The following is a 17,205-nucleotide window of genomic DNA, read 5'->3' on the forward strand; positions in this document are numbered from 1 at the left end:
TTCCTTGGTTAATTATTCTTTTTCAACTTGTGTGAAACTCAACTCCATGGGAGTCTTGCGCCCGAATATCTTCACCGATACCGTGAGTTTCTTGCGCTCGTTATCGACGGCTTCGATGGTACCCTGGAAGCTTGAGAAAGGACCATCGGTGACCTTGACGGTCTCGCCGACGAAGAATGGGACTTCGTTTTCCTCCTCCATGGCGTTCATTTCATCGACGCGGCCGAGAATGCGGGCCACCTCCTGCGGACGCAGGGGTGTGGCGATCATCTTGCGGCTGTCCTCTTTGGTGTCGCCGAGGAAACCCAGCACATTGGGAGTATTGCGAATGATCATCGGAATCTGACCTACGAAAGCAGCCTCCACCAGCACGTACCCCGGATAGGAAACCTTCTCTTTCGAGACTTTCTTTCCGTTGCGGATGGTGTACACCTTCTCGGTGGGAATCAGGACCTGGGAAATGTAGTCCTCGAGGTGGTTGTGACGGATTTCGGCCTCGATATACTCCTTGACCTTACCCTCCTTGCCGCCGACGGCGCGGACCACATACCACTGTTTCTTAATCTCGCTCATCGTTCCGGTTCGAAATTAACGGCCAAGATTACCCAGGGTCTTATAGATGAAGGCCATCATGTTCTCGAACGTCAGGTCCATGGCAAGCACGATCACGGCGAAGATGACCGAAGCCACCATCACGACGATCGTAGAACTCTGAAGCTGCGGGAACGTGGGCCACGTCACCTTGTTTACAAGCTCGTTGTAAGATTCTTTTACGTAATTGAACATACTTCCGTCTTTTATTCTCTGGCAGGAGCAGAGAGATTCGAACTCCCATCAACGGTTTTGGAGACCGCTATTCTACCCTTGAACTATGCTCCTAAAAAAGAGGCGGTGCGGTGACACCGCCTCGGGACATAACCGTCCGGATTACTTCAGAACCTTCAGGATCTGGCCGGCACCTACCGTACGGCCGCCCTCGCGGATCGCGAAACGCAGACCCTCGTTCAGGGCTACCGGGTAGATCAGCTTCACGGTGATCGTCACGTGGTCGCCCGGCATCACCATATCCACGCCTGCGGGCAGGTGAACCTCACCCGTCACGTCCATCGTACGCAGATAGAACTGGGGACGGTAGTTGTTGTGGAACGGCGTGTGACGGCCGCCCTCCTCCTTCTTCAGGATATAGACCTCGGCCTCGAACTCGGTGTGCGGGGTGATCGAACCCGGCTTGGCGACTACCATACCGCGCTTAACCTCCTTCTTGTCGATACCGCGGAGCAGCAGACCCACGTTGTCGCCGGCCTCGCCCTCGTCGAGCAGCTTGCGGAACATCTCGACGCCCGTGCAGGTCGAAGTCAGCGTCTTCTCCTCCAGACCGATGATCTCGACGGGATCGCCGACATGGATGATACCGGTCTCGATACGGCCCGTTACGACGGTACCGCGGCCGGTGATCGAGAACACGTCCTCGATAGGCATCAGGAACGGCTTCTCGTTGTCGCGCTGGGGCAGCGGAATGTAGCTATCTACGGCATCCATCAGCTCCATCACCTTCTCTTCCCATTTAGCCTCGCCGTTCAGGGCGCCCAGAGCGGAACCGCGGATGATGGGGGCGTTGTCGCCGTCATAATCGTATTTCGAAAGCAGGTCGCGAACCTCCATCTCGACCAGGTCGAGCATCTCGGGATCGTCCACCATGTCGCACTTGTTCAGGAAAACGACGATCTTCGGCACGTTCACCTGACGGGCGAGCAGCACGTGCTCGTTGGTCTGGGGCATCGGACCGTCCGTTGCGGCAACCACCAGAATCGCACCGTCCATCTGAGCGGCACCCGTTACCATGTTCTTCACATAGTCGGCGTGTCCCGGGCAGTCTACGTGCGCATAGTGGCGGTTGGCGGTCTGGTACTCCACGTGCGAGGTGTTGATCGTGATACCGCGCTCCTTCTCCTCGGGGGCGTTGTCGATCGAGTCGAACGAACGGAGTTCCGACAGACCCTTCTTGGCCAGAACGGTCGTGATAGCTGCGGTAAGGGTGGTCTTACCGTGGTCAACGTGACCGATGGTACCGATGTTCACATGCGGTTTGGAACGGTCGAATTTTTCTTTTGCCATAGTATTAAGTATTTAAAGTATTGTTAAAAATTGCCCTAAAGTTTTAAAATTCATTTCATTTTCATTCCGCAGAACGAGCGGGCGACACAAACGCTTCCTCCCCGGAGGGACGGAATGCATTCGCATCACACGCTGCTGCGTTCTGGAGCGGAAGACGAGGCTCAAACTCGCGACCCTCAGCTTGGAAGGCTGATGCTCTATCAACTGAGCTACTTCCGCAAAAACATACCGTATCAGAGTCAGCCTCCCCCGCTCCGATGCCCGACTGCCGCGCATCGTCCGGATCTTGCAACTCCAACCGGCTCTTTTTCTCGTGGGAAGTGATGGATTCGAACCACCGAAGGCGTACGCCAGCAGATTTACAGTCTGCCCCATTTGGCCACTCTGGTAACTTCCCTTATCTCTTTTTTCCTCTGCCGCTGCCGAAAACCCGTCTCCGGCGTTCCCCGCTCCTCTCCGCATCATCGGCTTCGCGAGCCGATGGAGGGATTCGAACCCACGACCAGCTGATTACAAATCAGCTGCTCTGGCCAACTGAGCTACATCGGCAAATTCCTCCGTTTTGGATTGCAAAAGTAGGCATAAAAAATTTATCGGCCAAATAAATCGGGATAAATTTTTCACTTTTTCACTCTTCTCAAAGAACCCCGTCCGACTGTCCGGGAACACGGACGAAATCGGGTGCAAAGATAGGAAAAGTTTTGAATAACACAACAGTTTGCGCGAAAAATATCATCTCCGGCATCCGGGAACGCCATCCGGCAGGCGGATCGCACCCCGGGCGACCGCCCCCGGAAACCGACACCTTATAATATAGGCAGCCTCCGTCCGACGGAAAGCCCTCGTCCGCTCCCCGTCACAGCTCCCCGGCGGTCCCGCCCTGCCGCTCCCGGACGCGGGCGATCAGTTGCGCGGGCGTGGCCCGCAGGTAATTCTTGCAGAACCGGCTGAACTGCGTGTAATAGCGGAATCCGTATTTCTGCATCAGCGCCTTCGTGCTGCCCTCCCCGTCGCGGATATCCGCCAGAATCCGGTGCGCCTTCTGCTCCATCATCCAATGGTAAACGCTGTCGTTGAAGCAGGCGGCGAACCGGCGCTTGAAGGCCGAAAGGCTCATTCCCGCCATCGCGGCCAGCTCGGCGACGCTCCGCGCCCGTTCGTGATTGTTGCTGACGAAGACGCGGAAGTTGTCCTGCGGCAGAATCATCGACTGAAAGAAACAGGCCTGCTCGGTAGGCGTGTAAAGCACCTTGATGAGCATGAACAGCTCGGCGGTCTTCATTTTGTGGTATCGCTCGCAATCGGCCATCCCGTGCACCAGGAAGAACGAGGAGAGCAACTGTTCGACCACCGGATGCAGCGTGAGCACCGGCATCTGCACCGCGGGGATCGCCGTCCCGGGAAGAGGTCCTTCCCCGAAAATATCCTGCTCGCAGAACTCCATGTGGTGCAGCAACGACAGCACGACGACGCACGTTCCGCCGTCCTGCGCCGTCACCTGACAGACCGCATCGCGCTCCAGGCAGACACACTGCTTCGAGGTCACGAGGCGCGCCGGCTGTTCCGGCTGTTCCAGCATCAGCGATCCCGACAGGACGAACAGCACGTACACCTTGCCGTCGGACGGAAAACGGACGCCCTCTCCGGCATCGAACTCGATGCGGGTAAAGCGGCAATAGGAGGCGTCGCCGATGCGACGGAACGGAGCGGGAAAGGTAGGACACCTACTACAATCCGCAGTGCAACGCTCTCTCAATGCCGACTCCTCAAACTGCGGTTTGGGTTGATAATCCATAAATAAGACCGTATTGGAGATACAAAAATACAAAAAAAATCGGAACCGCCAACCCAGGCACATCCGAAAAACGCCCCGGCGACGGACGGCCCGGACAAACGAAAAACGGCCGCGGGAGTTCGCGACCGTTCGACGGGTGGACCCAGAGGGGCATGATCCCACGACCTTCGGATTATGAGTCCGCTGCTCTGACCAACTGAGCTATGGGTCCTCGGGCGGGCCGGCGCACGGCCCGTTTCCGGGGGACAAAGATACGAAAACAATTCAGATTGCGCAACCGTTCCGGCCGCCGGACGGGGAAAAAGTGCGATAAAATGCCGGAAGCACTCTTCCGGAAGCGGAAAAAACGGCCGCCGGGCTTGTTTGTTGAAAATAAATTCGTACCTTTGTCCCGCTTAAGCACTAATTAAAACAAAAACAACGAAATGAAAAAGGGTATCCATCCGGAAAATTATCGTTTGGTGGCGTTCAAGGACATGTCCAACGACCACGTGTTTTTGTGTCGGTCCGCCGTTTCGACAAAAGAGACCATCGAAGTGAACGGCGAAACCTATCCCGTGTATAAGATGGAAATTTCCAACACGTCGCACCCGTTCTACACGGGCAAGATGAAGTTGGTGGACACCGCCGGTCGCGTCGATAAGTTTATGAGCCGCTACGCAAAACGCTACGATAAGAAAAACGCTGCGAAGTAAGACCTGCTCCGCAAAGCGAGGAAAACGGACTGCAAAGAATTGCGGTCCGTTTTTTTTCGTCCTTTTCGTCCGGAATCCGCTCACCGGAGAAAATTTTCCGTACACGGTATCTTTTTTATCCATATATTTGCGCCACGGGACAACCCGATCGGAATCAAACGGAAAGAGACATGAAAAAGACATTCGCAGTCCGTACGGCGACGGTTCTCGCCGCAGCGGTCCTCGCGGTCTCCTGCGGCAACGCGCAGCGGCAGCAGGTCGTCGCGGAATCCCGGCGGCAGCGCGATTCGCTGACGACGGTCATCGGCGCCAAGGATTCGCTCATCAACGCCGTCTTCGCGGACATCAACGCCATCTCGGAGAACCTCGCGCTCATCAAATCGCGCGAGAACCTGATCACCGTGGCCAGCGGGGCCGAAAACGGCCGCCGCCCCGTCGAGGAGATCAACAACGACATCGCGGCCATCGACCGCCTGCTGCGGGAGAACCGCGAAAAGATCGCCTCGCTGCAACGCTCGGCGGCGCTGCTGCGCAAGGCCGACCTGCGCATCGAAGGACTGGAGAAGATGATCGCGGAGCTGAACCGCCAGCTCGCGGAGAAGAAGACGGAGGTGGAGCAGTTGCGGGACGAACTGACCCGGATGGGCTCCGAAGTGGAGACCCTGGCGGAGACGGTCGCCAAGCGGACCGCCGAGGTGGAGGACCTGAGCGGCGAGAAGCTGGAACTGGAGAACCGCCTGCACACGGTTTACTACATCGTCGGAGCCGAAAAGGAGCTGCGCGACGCACAGATCGTCAATAAACAGGGATTCATCGGCCGGACACTCACCGTGGGCCAGCACGGCAGCATGGAGAGCTTCACGCAGGCCGATTCGCGGCTGCTGTCGGAAATCCCCGTCGGACACCGGAAGGTGACCGTCGTCTCGACCCATCCGGAAGGCTCCTACGAACTGGTGACCGACGGCAGCAAGTCGGTCGAAAAGCTCCTCATCACCGATCCGGTCCGGTTCTGGGAATCCTCGAAGGTGCTGGTCGTAAGCTACAAATAGTCCGCTGCCGTCCCGGTATTCGTCCTGCGGGGCATGCACGTCCCGCCTTCGTCTCCGCTCCTGCCGCGGCATGCCGTGACGGGGGCGGAGACGCCGTTTTCCGGAACGTATCGCCGGAACGCGTCCGGATCACCGTCCGGATCATCACCGGAGCCGCACTACCACCGAAGTTCCGGGACGGAACCGGCACACGGCGGGGCGCATTGCCGGAATCCGGCGTTGCCCGTTCCGATTTTTTTTGTATTTTTGCAGAAACAAAACAAAAAGCCGAAATATGGAATTCGAAGGAACCGTCTACAAAATAATGCCCGTGACGAAGGGAACCTCGGCACGCGGCGAATGGCAGCGTCAGGACGTGGTTTTCGAGATGAACGAAGGTTCGTTCACCCGCAAGATCTGCGTGACGTTCTTCAACAAGCCCGACGACGTGGCCCGGCTGCGGGAGGGCGCGGCCTACACCGTCTCCGTGAACATCGAGTCGCGCGAGTACAACGGCCGCTGGTACACCGACATCCGCGCATGGCGCATCCAGCCCAAACAGGAGACGCCCGCCGGGGCTCCGATGCCCGACATGCCGCCCATCGCCGAAGAGCCCGCCTACGCCTCCGCTCCGGCCGAGGCCGACGACCTGCCGTTCTGACGCACCGAAAAATACCGGGTCCGGTTCCCTCCCGTCCGGGAGAGGATCGGGCGGCCCGGAAAAAGCAGATGCCGCCGACGACCTGCGCCGTATTCCGTCGAGAATACCCGGCGCAGGTCGTTGCGTACCGGGAGCCGCCGTCCGAACGGCCCCGAACCGCCTCCGGTCATCCGCCAACGCTCCGGGACCGGAAAATCCTGCTTCCTGAACCCGGCCGCCCTGAACCCGGCCGCCCGTTCCCGTATCCCGACAGGCCCGGGCGACACGTTTCCATCACCTCCCCGACAACGCCGCCGCCGTCATCCGGTCCCCGGACACATCCCTGCTCCGCCGACCGGACTGCCGCACAGCTACCGCCCCCGGGCACAACGCTTCCGCCCAAAAACGATTCGTCCCTGCCGCACGGCTGCGGCAGGGACGAATTCCTGATCTCCGGAAGATCCCGGCGACCCGGGACGTTCCGTCCGGTCCGGCATTCCGGACCCGGATCCCGGAGAACTTATTTTCTGGCTGCGGGAGCCTCGGCCTTGGCGGTCGAATCGGCGGGAGCCGGCTCTACATAGGGCGTCACATCCACCAGCTCGACCTCGAACTCCAGTGCCTCGTTGGGACCGATGTCGCGGCCCTGTCCCGTGGGACCGTAAGCCAGCTCGGCGGGAATCCAGAGCTTGATCGTACCGCCCTTGCCCACCAACTGCATGCCTTCGGTCCAGCCGCGGATCACCCGGTTGAGCGGGAACTCGATCGGCTCGTCCTTGTCATAGCTGTCGGGGCGCTGCTTCTTGAGCATCTCCTGCTGCTCCTTGGAACGCTCCGAGAAGTGCGTCGTGTCGAACACCTTGCCCTTGCGCGTGCGGCCCGTGTAGTGCACCTTCACCACGTCGCGCGGATCCTTGGCCATCACCGAAGCGTCGCCCTCCTTGACCACCTTGTAGAGCAGACCCGACTCGGTCTTCTTCACGCCCGACTGCTTCTCGATCTTCGAGAGCCACTCCTCCGAAGCCTTGGCGTTCTGCATCGGCATCGTCACCATGAAGTAGTGCTGCAAATACTGGCCCACCTCCTTCTCGGGCATCTTGGCCGTATTGTCGAACACGTCCTGAATCGCCTGGCCGATCCAAACCACCTGGAGCGGCAGTCCGGCGTTGGCGATCGTGAAGCCGATGTCGTTGCCCAGCGCATAGGAGAGGCTGTCGCGCTCCTCCTCGGTGGCGAACATGGCCGGATCGGCCGCAGGATACTCCACCTTGGTCGTATCGCCGCCCGCACGGCGCACGCTGTCGGCCTCGGCGCGCTGCTTGGCGATGGCCTGCGCACGCTCGCCGCGCTTGGTCATGAAGTAGGTGCGCAGCGTCTCCAGCGCGTCGTCGTGCGAGAGCGAGGACTTGCCCAGCGCGGTCTCCTCGACCCCCTTGCGAATCAGTTGGGCGTCGAACGGAATGTCCTTCATCTGATAACCGAGGCTGTACCCGATATTGGCGCCCAGCGCATACGACAGCGAGTCGAATTTCGACAGGCTGCCCTTCTGCACCCCGTCCGCATTGCCGCCTCCACAGGAGGCCAGCATCGCAGCGCCCGCGAGCGCCGCTGCAAAAAAGATTTTTTTCATCGTTTTCGAATTATTACGTTTTTACATCGAAGTTTCTCTTCGGCCGCGGCCTCCCGCATCCGTCCGGGACGGGAAGGCTCAAATTCGCACAAAGATAGTAAAATAATACTACAATGCACCCGGTCAGCGGCGTAATTTGTTGCGCCGCGACCATTCGGCGTACTTATCGACACCGACCAGCTCGATTTCGTAGAACAGCGTGGCGTTCGGCCCGATTCCCAGCGTCTTGTCGCCCTCGGCGCCGTAGGCCGCCGCCGCGGGAATCCACGCTTCGATCCGGCCGCCCCGTCCGATGAGTTTCACGCTCTCGCGCACGCCCCGGCGCAGGGAGCCCAGCGCGTCGCGCAGCGTGTCGCCCCGCTCGTAGGAGGAGTAGAGCTGTCGGCCGTCGGCCGTGCGGATCACGCAGCGCAGCGCCACGCTGTCCCGGTCGGTGGCCGGGATCCGCTCCTGGTCGCCGACCGCCGTGACCGTATAGGTCACGCCCGAACCGGTGCGGGCATACGAGCGGTTCGACTTGGCGATATCCTCCAGAAACCGCTCCTCGTATTCGCGCGCCTTCTCGGGAAGCATGTAATTGACATATCCGAGGTAGAAGGTGCGGGCCTCCTCCCCGCTCAGGCGCGTCTTCTCCCGGAAGACGTCGCGGATGCCCTCGCAGACGGCCTCCACGTTGATCGTCGAGTCCATCCGTTGCAGGTTCAGCCCCACGTTCATTCCGATCACGTAAGCCACCGAATCGGTGTCCTTCGCCAGCTTCACGCTTCCGCCCGTCTTTTTCGAGCAGGCCCCGGCCAGCAGCAACGCAAGGGCCGGAAAAATCCACAATCTCCTGTCCATATTCATCGAATCCGTTTTTTGCCGAACAACACGATCAGCAACGACCCCACGGCGGCCGCGGCCGCCGAACCCATCAGAATGGCGATTTTGCCGCGATCGACCAGCCCGGGATCGGAGAAGGCCAGCGAATCGACGAACAGCGACATCGTGAACCCGATGCCGCCCAGGCACGCCACGGCCAGCAGCATGCGCCACGTCGCCCCTTCGGGCATCGCGGCAAGACCCGTGCGCACGGCGCACCAACTGGCGAGAAAAATGCCCAGCGGCTTGCCCGCCAGCAGTCCGAAAAAGACGCCCATACCCACCGCACCGGTCCCGGGCGCACGGTGAAAGATGTCGAAATAGGCCGCCGACTCGATCACGACGCCGGCATTGGCCAGCGCGAAGATCGGCATGACGAGGAACGTGACATAGGGCGCAAGGGCGTGCTCCAGCCGGTCGCTCATACCCACCGCCTCGGTCGAAAGGCCGCCGACACGGCGCAGGCAGGCCCGCTGGGCCTCGTCGGGAAAATCCGCCCCTGCGGTTTCTATCCCGTCGAAACACCCTTTGAGCCGGCGCATCTTCCGCACAAAATACTCGCGGCCGTAACGCGGTTCCATCGGGATCAGCAGCGCCATCGCCACGCCCGAAATGGTCGAGTGGACGCCCGAATAGTAGAACAGGCTCCAGACGGCCACGGCGGGAACGAGATAGAAGGCCATGCGTTTCTCCCCGAGCCGCTTCATCGCATAGACGCCGAGCATGATCGCCAGCGCCAGCACGAGGCAGCCCAGCCGGACCTCGCCGCCGTAAAAGAACGCGATCACCAGAATGGCCCCCAGGTCGTCGGCGACGGCCAGCGCCATGAGGAATATCTTGAGCGATACGGGAATGCGCCGTTCCAGCATCGAGAGGATGCCGACGGCGAAGGCGATGTCCGTGGCCGTCGGAATCCCCCACCCGGAAGCCGCGGGCGTGCCGTGGTTGAAGAGCGTGAAGACGACCGCCGGGGCGATCATGCCTCCCGCGGCGGCCACCACCGGAAGGATCGCCTGCCGGAACGAGGAGAGCTGTCCGCGCACCACCTCCCGCTTGATCTCCAGCCCCACGGCGAAGAAGAAGACCACCATCAGGCCGTCGTTGATGAGCTTCTCGACGTTCATCCCCCGCGGAAAGATCCAGTCGATCACCCCCGTCGGCGAATGCACCATCACCGAAAGCTCGGTCTCGAGCAGATGGCGGTAATAGATCTTCGTGGCGGGCAGGTTCGCCAGCAGCATGGCCGCCACGACGCACGCCAGCAGCACGACGCCGCCGGCCCACGGGGCGCGCATGAACGCCTTCGCGCGGAGCGTCGCCACATGCAGCGTCCTGATCCACCCGTATTTGGATATGAGCCGCATCTACTTCCCGGCTTTTTCCGCGTTCGACGCCAGCGTCAGTCCGCAGAGTTTCCAAAGGATGCGGGCGCCCGTGATGGCGTCGATCCGCTGGTCGGGCGCGGGGCACACCTCCACCACGTCGAACCCGATGATCCGGCGCCCCGAACGGGCGAGCACGGCCAGCAGCCACACGGCCTCGTTGAAGGTCAGGCCGCCCGACACGGGCGTTCCGGTGTGGGGGCAGTTCTCGAAGGTCAGGCCGTCGATGTCGAAGCTGACGTACACCTCCCGGGGCAGCGTCCCGACGATCCGCCGGCACTGCTCGTCCCACGTCTCGCCCCGGAAACGGGCCGCGGCGAGCGAGAGGTCGTCGAAGGTCGCAATGCGCTCCGACGAGGCGGCCAGCGCGGCCTCCCCCTCGCTGAAATCGCGCACCCCGACCTGGGCGATCCGCACCGCCTGCGGCACGTCGCGCAGCACGTTGAACATGATCGAGGCGTGCGAAAATTCGAACCCTTCGTAGGCGTCGCGCAGGTCGCAATGGGCGTCGATATGAAGAATGCCGAACTCGGCGTGGCGCGCCCCGAGCGCCCGGATCAGTCCGTAGGGGGTCGAATGGTCGCCGCCCACGAGGCCCACGATCCGGCCTGCGTCGAGCCAGCGCGCCGCCTGCGACTCGATATTGGCGTTCATGGCCGCGCAACCCTCGTTCACGCGGCGCACCTTGCGCACGACGTACTCGTCGTCGGGCGAACCGCCTCCCTCGAGGTGGTCGATCACCCGCGCCGCATCGGTCCGCAGCCGCTGCGACGCCTCCTGCAGCGAGTAGTCCACGTCGGCCGTGGCGATTCCCCGGCGCCATGCGCCCGGAGCCAGCGGATCGTGGAAATCGAGCTGCGTCGAGGCTTCGATGATCGCATCGGGGGCATAGGCCGCGCCGGCCCCGTAGGAAACCGTCACGTCCCACGGCGCGGAGACGAGCACCAGTTCCGCCGTCGCGGGCTCGAACGGCAGCCCGAAATAGGTTCCGTTGTCCACGCCGACGCCGTCGGGATCGAATGTCTTACATTCCATATCGTTCGTTTTAATGAGCAAAGGTATAAAATTTTTATTTTTTCGCTATATTTGTTACCCCGAAAGCAAAAATATAAAACCATGAAAATCGTCGCCGACAGCGCCATTCCCTTCCTGCGGGGCGTCCTGGAGCCTTTCGCCGAGGTGCGGTATCTCCCCGGTGCGGACATCTCGGCAGCCGACGTCCGCGACGCCGACGCCCTCGTGATCCGCACCCGCACGCGATGCGGCGCCGCCCTGCTGGGAGGTTCGCGCGTGCGGATGATCGCCACGGCGACCATCGGATTCGACCACATCGACACGGCGTGGTGCGCGGCGCACGGCATCGAGGTCTCGACGGCCGCCGGCTGCAACGCCCGGGGCGTGCTGCAATGGGTGGGGGCCGTGCTCGCCGACCTCTCCCGCCGGCAGGGGTGGCAGCCCGCGCAGCGGACGCTGGGCATCGTCGGCGTGGGGCACGTCGGATCGCTCGTGCAGCGTTACGCCGAAGCGTGGGGATTCCGCGTCCTCTGCTGCGACCCGCCCCGCGAGGAGCGGGAGCGCTGCGGGTTCCTGCCGCTCGGGGAGGTGGCCCGCGAGGCCGACCTCATAACCTTCCACACGCCGCTCGACGCCACGACGCGCCACCTGGCCGACGCCGCCCTGCTGGCGCGGACGAAACCCCGTGCGGTCATCATCAACTCCTCGCGCGGCGAGGTCGTGGACGGCGAAGCGTTGAAAGCGAGCGGCCGGGAATGGGTGCTCGACGTCTGGGAGCACGAGCCGCACATCGACCGGGAACTGCTCGGGAAGGCGCTGCTCGCCACGCCCCACATCGCCGGCTACTCCGAGCAGGGCAAAGCCAATGCCACGGCGCTCTCCGTCGCCGCGCTGGCGCGCCGTTTCGGCCTGCCCCTCGCGGGGTGGTATCCCCCGCAGGCGGCCGCCTCCTCTCCGCGCCCCATCGCCTGGCAGGAGCTTTGCGATACCGTCGGCGGCATCTACGACATCGGAGCCGAAAGCCGCCGCCTGAAGGCGCACCCCGAAGATTTCGAGGCCCTGCGCGACGGCTACGCCTACCGGCGCGAATATTTTTAGCCGAATTCCGCACTTTTTTCGTATTTTTGTCCGAACGATCCGCCTTCCATGTACCGGAAACTCATAAAACCCCTGCTTTTCTCGCTCACCATCGAGCGGGCCCACCGCGTCGCGCTGCTGCTGCTGCGCGGCATCGGGCTGATTCCCGGGGGGCTCTGGCTGCTGCGCAAATGCTATGCGGTGAAGCATCCGGCGCTCGAACGCGAGGTTTTCGGCATCCGGTTTCCCAATCCGGTCGGGCTGGCCGCGGGATTCGACCGCAACGGCGAGGCGCTGCGTCCGCTCTCCGCACTGGGATTCGGATTCGTCGAAATCGGGACCGTGACGCCCCGTCCGCAGGCCGGAAACCCCCGCCCGCGGGTCTTCCGCCTGCCCAAAGACCGGGCCATCGTGAACCGCATCGGCATCGCCAACCGGGGTCTCGACGCCACGGTCCGCCACCTGCGCCGGGGACACGAGGGCATCCTCGTCGGCTGCAACATCGGCAAGAACACCGACACCCCGCCCGAAAACGCCCCGGCCGACTACCTCAGACTCTTCCGCAACCTCTACCAGTATGCGGACTACTTCACCGTCAATATCAGTTGCGACAACGCCTGCCACGACGAAAAGACCTACACGCGCGGGCATCTGCTGAGCATTCTCGACCCGCTGTTCGACTTCCGCCGCGGCCAGAGCGAATACCGCCCCGTGATGCTCAAGATTTCGCCCGACCTCTCGGACGAGGAGATCGACCGCGTCACCGACGTGCTCATGTCCACGCCGCTCGACGGCATCGTGGCCTCGAACGGCAGCCACGGCAGCCGGCAGGGGCTGCGCACGAGCCGCACGAGCCTCGACAAGATCGGCAGCGGCCGCCTGAGCGGCGCGCCGCTGACCCGCCGTGCCGCGGAGATCGTCCGCCGCATCCGCACCCGCTCGGGCGGCACCTACCCGATCATCGGCGCGGGCGGCCTGATGAGTCCCGACGACGTGCGGGCGATGCTCGACGCCGGAGCCGACCTCGTGCAGATCTACACCGGCTACGTTTACGAAGGACCGGGATTCGCCGGCGACATCTGCCGGGCGCTCATCGCCGATGCGGAGCGCGCCGCGCAAGCGCAGGCGGCCGTTCCGGTTCCGAACACGGCATCGGACGCACCCGCCGGCCCGAATCCCTCCGCCGGCCCGAATCCCTCCGCCGGACCGGACACCCCGTCCGGCACGGACGCCGCGGCTCCGGAACGTCCGGACGCCGCAGCCGGCACGACGACAGAACAACAGGCCCGCCCCCCGCAGGAGCCCGCCACCAAAGCCTGAAATCCGAATATGAAAGCGACCATTCTCACGATCGGCGACGAAATCCTCATAGGCCAGATCGTGGACACGAACTCCGTATCCATCGCCAAGCACCTCAACGCCGCGGGCATCGTCGTCCGCGAAAAAATCTCGATCGGCGACGACCGCGCGCAGATCACCGGCGCCGTGGAGCGGGCGCTCCACATGTCGGAGGTGACGATCGTCACGGGCGGCCTGGGCCCCACGAAGGACGACATCACCAAAAAGACGCTCGCCGAACTGTTCCGCAGCGACATGCGCTACGACGAACGGGTGGCCGCGCACGTCGAGCGGATGCTCGCCGAACGCGGCATCGACTTCAACGAGCTGAACCGCTCGCAGGCGATGGTCCCCGCGTGCTGCACGGTGCTCTTCAACGCCTACGGCACGGCCCCGGGCATGTGGTTCGAACGCGACGGACACGTCGTCGTCTCGCTCCCGGGCGTACCCTTCGAAATGGAGCACCTGATGCAGGACGAGGTGATGCCGCGTCTGAAGGCCCGTTTCGCCCTGCGGCAGATCGTTCACCGCACGATGATTACGGCCGGACTGCCCGAGTCGATGCTCGCCGAGCAGATCGCGGCGTGGGAAAGCGCCCTGCCTCCCTACCTGAAGCTGGCCTACCTGCCCAACCCCGGGGCCGTGCGGCTGCGGCTGTCGGCCTACGAAGTCGAAGGCGACGCGGCGGCCCGCGAAATCGAGCGGCAGTTCGAAGCCCTCCGCCGCATCATCCCCCGCAACGTCATCGGCTACGAGACGGCCACGATGCAGGAGCTCGTCCACGGGATCCTCACCCGGCGCGGCCTCACCCTCGCCACGGCCGAAAGCTGCACGGGCGGGACGATCGCCTCGCGGTTCACGGCCATGCCCGGCGCATCGGCCTACTTCCTCTGCGGCGTGGTGTCGTACAGCAACGAAGCGAAGACGAAACTGCTGGGCGTCGATCCCGATGCCATCGCCCGCCACGGAGCCGTCAGCGAGGAGGTCGCCCGCCAGATGGCCGAAGGAGCCCGCCGCACGGCGTCGGCCGACTATGCCGTGGCCACCACGGGCATCGCGGGCCCCGCGGGAGGCTCGGCCGAAAAGCCCGTCGGCACGGTCTGGATCGCCGTGGCCTCGCCCTCCGGAACCGTTGCGGTCCGCAGGCAGTGCGGCTCCGACCGGGGACAGATCATCGACCGCGCCTCGGCCTTCGCCATCGCGCTGCTGCGCGACTGCCTGAACGGCAATTAGCGGCCGAAAGGTCCGGACGACCCCGCGGGAAAGCGCCGCCCGCCGGGCGCCCGCCCCGCCCTGCCCGAAAAAAACGGCGGGGGCTTTTGCTATTTGCCGAAAAGATTGTATATTTGCACTCCCTTAAAAGGGTTTTAACTTAAACCATTACAACGAAAATGAAAGTTTGCGAAATCACAGGCAAGGTGGCGATCGTGGGCAACAACGTCTCGCACTCGCACCACAAGACCAAGCGCAAATTCAGTCCCAATCTGAAAACCAAGCGCTTCTGGTCGGAGCAGGAGGGCCGCTGGATCACCCTGAAGGTATCGGCCGCCGGCATGAAAACTATCAACAAGAAGGGTCTTGCAGTCGCCCTGCGCGAAGCTGCCGCCCCCAAAAGCGTGTACTAAAATCGAGTAACAAATGGCAAAGAAAGGCAACAGAGTCCAGGTCATCCTGGAGTGCACCGAGCAGAAAGAGAGCGGCGTTGCGGGAATGTCCCGTTACATCACCACCAAGAACAAGAAGAACACCCCCGACCGTCTGGAGCGCAAGAAGTACAACCCGTTCCTCAAGCGTGTCACCGTTCACCGTGAAATCAAATAGTTAGAAGAGCACTATGGCAAAGAAAGTAGTCGCAACACTGAAAACCGGCACGGGTAAGCAGTTTACCAAGTGTATCAAGATGGTCAAGTCGGAGAAGACCGGCGCCTATATGTTCAAGGAAGGCATCGTTCCCAACGACCAGGTCAAAGATTTCTTCGAGGAGAAGAAGTAAGTATTTTAAGGGTCCCGGACTCTTAAATACAAAGGGCATCCGCGCATGGATGCCCTTTGTATTTTTCCGGCGCATGCTGAATCCGGCTGCGATATTTTTACTAATTTTATCCGGAAATTGCGATCGCGATGAAGAAAAAAGTGGCTTTTGTCATCATCCGCTACGGCGCGGAGGTGAACGGCGGCGCGGAGGCGCACTGCCGCATGCTGGCCGAACGGCTCGTCCCCTACTACGACGTCGAGGTGCTGACGACGACCGTGCGGGTGTTCGGCTCGCCCGCGGAGGATTATCCCGAGGGCGTGAGCACGGACCACGGCGTGACGGTGCGGCGGTTCCGTCCGGAACCCGTCGAAGGCGACCGGCACAAGCGGATCGAGAAACGGTGCAGGACGGCCCGCCGCATCCGCCGCTACCTGGACCGGCTGCACCTGCTCGGAGCGATCTCCTCGTTCCGCCCCGAATGGCGGCTGGGCGCCGGGAAGGAGCGCCGTTACTTCGAGTCGCAGCGCGAACACACCCCCGCGATGCTGCGCTTCATCGAGGAGCACCGGGAGGAGTACGCCGCCTTCGTCTTCCTGAACTTCTACTTCAGCCAGACCGTACTGGGCTGCACGATCGCTCCGGAAAAGACCATCCTCATTCCGCTGGCCCATCCCGACCGGCGGCTCTATTGGGCCATCAACGCCCGCATGTTCACCCGCGTCCGGCATATCGCCTTCAACACGGAGGCCGAACGGAGGACCGTCCGCCGGATTTTCGGAACCTCGCTGGCCCCGAACAGCCTGCTCGGCTGCGGCATCGACGCCTCGCCCGAAGCGGAGTGGGGGGGGGTGAAGCGCCGCTACGCGCTTCCGGACGAGTACGTACTCTATCTGGGACGTATCACCCGGCCGAAAATCCACGACCTCATCCCGCTCTTCCTGCGTTACAAGCGGCGCTACGGCGGCCGCACGAAACTCGTGCTGACGGGCGGCGCGGACCCGGAGCTCGCCGACGAGATCGCCTCCTCTCCGGAGATCGTCGCGACGGGATTCGTCAGCGACGCCGAGAAGGCGGCGATCGTCCGCCACGCGACGGTGATGGTGAACCCTTCGCACCTCGAAAGCCTCTCGCTGCTGATGCTCGAGGCGATGGCCAGCCGCGTGCCGGTCCTCGTGAACGGGCGGAGCGAGGTGATGGCGGACCACTGCCGCCGAAGCGGCGCGGCCCTCGCCTACCGCGGCGGCCGCGATTTCCTCCGCAAACTCCGCCGGCTGCTCTCCTCGCCGCAACTACGGCGCGAACTGGGCGAGAAAGGCCCCGCCTACGTCCGCGAGCAGTACGGCTGGGAGGTCATCATCCCGAAACTGCGCCGTCTGATCGACTCGCTCTGACCCTTCGCCCGGAAAACGGCGCGGCGGCATTTCTGAACGGCTCCGAACCCGGACCGGGCCCGGACCAAAGCCGGGAATCCCGGGTAACCGCCGGAAGCCCCCGATCGACCCTCCCGCCGCGGCCGGTCCGCAACGAGGGGGGGGGCACTGCAACCGTCCGCCGTCTTCGGGAATCCGTTTTCTCCGGAAAAAAGGAAACTCCGGATTCGGGATTTTCCGAATCCGGAGCCTTCAGCTCTCTGCAAACCGCCGGAGCGGGGCGCC

18 protein-coding genes and 5 tRNA genes are annotated in these 17,205 nt (G+C 62.6%); 10 read left to right on the forward strand and 13 right to left on the reverse strand.

Annotated features, from left to right (window positions below):
* Window positions 1–12 precede the first annotated feature (12 nt).
* The 9 genes from nusG to KB554_RS03565 form a co-directional block, all read right to left on the reverse strand.
* On the reverse strand, window positions 13–573 hold the full coding sequence (nusG, locus tag KB554_RS03525) for a transcription termination/antitermination protein NusG (protein ID WP_141428010.1): 561 nt from the start codon (window positions 571–573) through the stop codon (window positions 13–15).
* 15 nt (window positions 574–588) lie between these two features.
* Window positions 589–786 carry a preprotein translocase subunit SecE gene (gene secE / locus KB554_RS03530; RefSeq protein WP_141428011.1) on the reverse strand — a complete coding sequence of 66 codons (198 nt, stop codon included), beginning with the start codon at window positions 784–786 and terminating at the stop codon, window positions 589–591.
* Between the two features lie 19 nt (window positions 787–805).
* Window positions 806–879: transfer RNA gene (locus KB554_RS03535), tRNA-Trp, on the reverse strand.
* Window positions 880–927: 48 nt separating this feature from the next.
* Window positions 928–2,115 carry an elongation factor Tu gene (tuf, locus tag KB554_RS03540; protein WP_141428012.1) on the reverse strand — a complete coding sequence of 396 codons (1,188 nt, stop codon included), beginning with the start codon at window positions 2,113–2,115 and terminating at the stop codon, window positions 928–930.
* 143 nt (window positions 2,116–2,258) lie between these two features.
* Window positions 2,259–2,334: transfer RNA gene (locus tag KB554_RS03545), tRNA-Gly, on the reverse strand.
* A 95-nt stretch (window positions 2,335–2,429) separates the two neighbouring features.
* A tRNA-Tyr gene (locus tag KB554_RS03550) sits at window positions 2,430–2,512 on the reverse strand.
* 78 nt (window positions 2,513–2,590) lie between these two features.
* A tRNA-Thr gene (locus tag KB554_RS03555) sits at window positions 2,591–2,664 on the reverse strand.
* A 307-nt stretch (window positions 2,665–2,971) separates the two neighbouring features.
* Complete coding sequence (locus KB554_RS03560) at window positions 2,972–3,910, reverse strand: AraC family transcriptional regulator (protein ID WP_141428013.1); 939 nt, start codon at window positions 3,908–3,910, stop codon at window positions 2,972–2,974.
* A gap of 137 nt (window positions 3,911–4,047) precedes the next feature.
* Window positions 4,048–4,121, reverse strand: a tRNA-Ile gene (locus tag KB554_RS03565).
* Window positions 4,122–4,335: 214 nt separating this feature from the next.
* Here KB554_RS03565 and KB554_RS03570 point away from each other — a divergent pair.
* The 3 genes from KB554_RS03570 to KB554_RS03580 all read left to right on the forward strand — a co-directional run bounded on the left by KB554_RS03570 (window position 4,336) and on the right by KB554_RS03580 (window position 6,294).
* The gene (locus KB554_RS03570; protein ID WP_022307565.1) at window positions 4,336–4,605 is read left to right on the forward strand and encodes a type B 50S ribosomal protein L31; all 270 of its coding nucleotides are present in this window, start codon (window positions 4,336–4,338) and stop codon (window positions 4,603–4,605) included.
* 170 nt (window positions 4,606–4,775) lie between these two features.
* Complete coding sequence (locus KB554_RS03575) at window positions 4,776–5,654, forward strand: hypothetical protein (protein WP_211035011.1); 879 nt, start codon at window positions 4,776–4,778, stop codon at window positions 5,652–5,654.
* Window positions 5,655–5,928: 274 nt separating this feature from the next.
* Window positions 5,929–6,294 (forward strand): DUF3127 domain-containing protein, encoded by a 366-nt coding sequence (locus tag KB554_RS03580; RefSeq protein WP_141428015.1) that lies wholly within the window; start codon window positions 5,929–5,931, stop codon window positions 6,292–6,294.
* Window positions 6,295–6,793: 499 nt separating this feature from the next.
* Here the strand turns inward: KB554_RS03580 and KB554_RS03585 are convergent, their stop codons facing one another.
* The 4 genes from KB554_RS03585 to KB554_RS03600 form a co-directional block, all read right to left on the reverse strand.
* Entirely contained in the window at window positions 6,794–7,903 is a 1,110-nt protein-coding gene (locus KB554_RS03585) for an FKBP-type peptidyl-prolyl cis-trans isomerase N-terminal domain-containing protein (protein ID WP_211035012.1), read from the reverse strand.
* Window positions 7,904–8,026: 123 nt separating this feature from the next.
* Entirely contained in the window at window positions 8,027–8,743 is a 717-nt protein-coding gene (locus KB554_RS03590; RefSeq protein ID WP_211035013.1) for an FKBP-type peptidyl-prolyl cis-trans isomerase, read from the reverse strand.
* Between the two features lie 2 nt (window positions 8,744–8,745).
* A complete protein-coding gene (gene nhaA, locus KB554_RS03595; RefSeq protein WP_211035014.1) occupies window positions 8,746–10,128 on the reverse strand; it encodes a Na+/H+ antiporter NhaA in 1,383 nt (460 codons plus the stop codon).
* On the reverse strand, window positions 10,129–11,181 hold the full coding sequence (locus KB554_RS03600) for an agmatinase family protein (protein WP_211035015.1): 1,053 nt from the start codon (window positions 11,179–11,181) through the stop codon (window positions 10,129–10,131). It abuts the gene before it with no gap.
* Between the two features lie 81 nt (window positions 11,182–11,262).
* Here KB554_RS03600 and KB554_RS03605 point away from each other — a divergent pair, with 81 nt between their 5' ends.
* The 7 genes from KB554_RS03605 to KB554_RS03635 all read left to right on the forward strand — a co-directional run bounded on the left by KB554_RS03605 (window position 11,263) and on the right by KB554_RS03635 (window position 16,941).
* Window positions 11,263–12,258, forward strand: coding sequence for a 4-phosphoerythronate dehydrogenase (locus KB554_RS03605; protein WP_211035016.1), 996 nt, complete (start codon window positions 11,263–11,265; stop codon window positions 12,256–12,258).
* A gap of 48 nt (window positions 12,259–12,306) precedes the next feature.
* Window positions 12,307–13,557 carry a quinone-dependent dihydroorotate dehydrogenase gene (locus KB554_RS03610; RefSeq protein ID WP_211035017.1) on the forward strand — a complete coding sequence of 417 codons (1,251 nt, stop codon included), beginning with the start codon at window positions 12,307–12,309 and terminating at the stop codon, window positions 13,555–13,557.
* 9 nt (window positions 13,558–13,566) lie between these two features.
* Window positions 13,567–14,808 carry a competence/damage-inducible protein A gene (locus KB554_RS03615; protein ID WP_211035018.1) on the forward strand — a complete coding sequence of 414 codons (1,242 nt, stop codon included), beginning with the start codon at window positions 13,567–13,569 and terminating at the stop codon, window positions 14,806–14,808.
* A 158-nt stretch (window positions 14,809–14,966) separates the two neighbouring features.
* Window positions 14,967–15,200 (forward strand): 50S ribosomal protein L28, encoded by a 234-nt coding sequence (rpmB, locus tag KB554_RS03620; protein WP_009596398.1) that lies wholly within the window; start codon window positions 14,967–14,969, stop codon window positions 15,198–15,200.
* A gap of 13 nt (window positions 15,201–15,213) precedes the next feature.
* Window positions 15,214–15,396 (forward strand): 50S ribosomal protein L33, encoded by a 183-nt coding sequence (gene rpmG / locus KB554_RS03625; protein ID WP_015547264.1) that lies wholly within the window; start codon window positions 15,214–15,216, stop codon window positions 15,394–15,396.
* A 13-nt stretch (window positions 15,397–15,409) separates the two neighbouring features.
* Complete coding sequence (locus KB554_RS03630; RefSeq protein ID WP_141428023.1) at window positions 15,410–15,568, forward strand: DUF4295 domain-containing protein; 159 nt, start codon at window positions 15,410–15,412, stop codon at window positions 15,566–15,568.
* 128 nt (window positions 15,569–15,696) lie between these two features.
* Window positions 15,697–16,941 (forward strand): glycosyltransferase family 4 protein, encoded by a 1,245-nt coding sequence (locus tag KB554_RS03635; protein ID WP_141428024.1) that lies wholly within the window; start codon window positions 15,697–15,699, stop codon window positions 16,939–16,941.
* Window positions 16,942–17,205 lie beyond the last annotated feature (264 nt).

Origin of the sequence: Alistipes sp. Marseille-P2263, assembly GCF_018101075.1 — a bacterium.
Classification (GTDB): Bacteria; Bacteroidota; Bacteroidia; order Bacteroidales; family Rikenellaceae; genus Alistipes; species Alistipes dispar.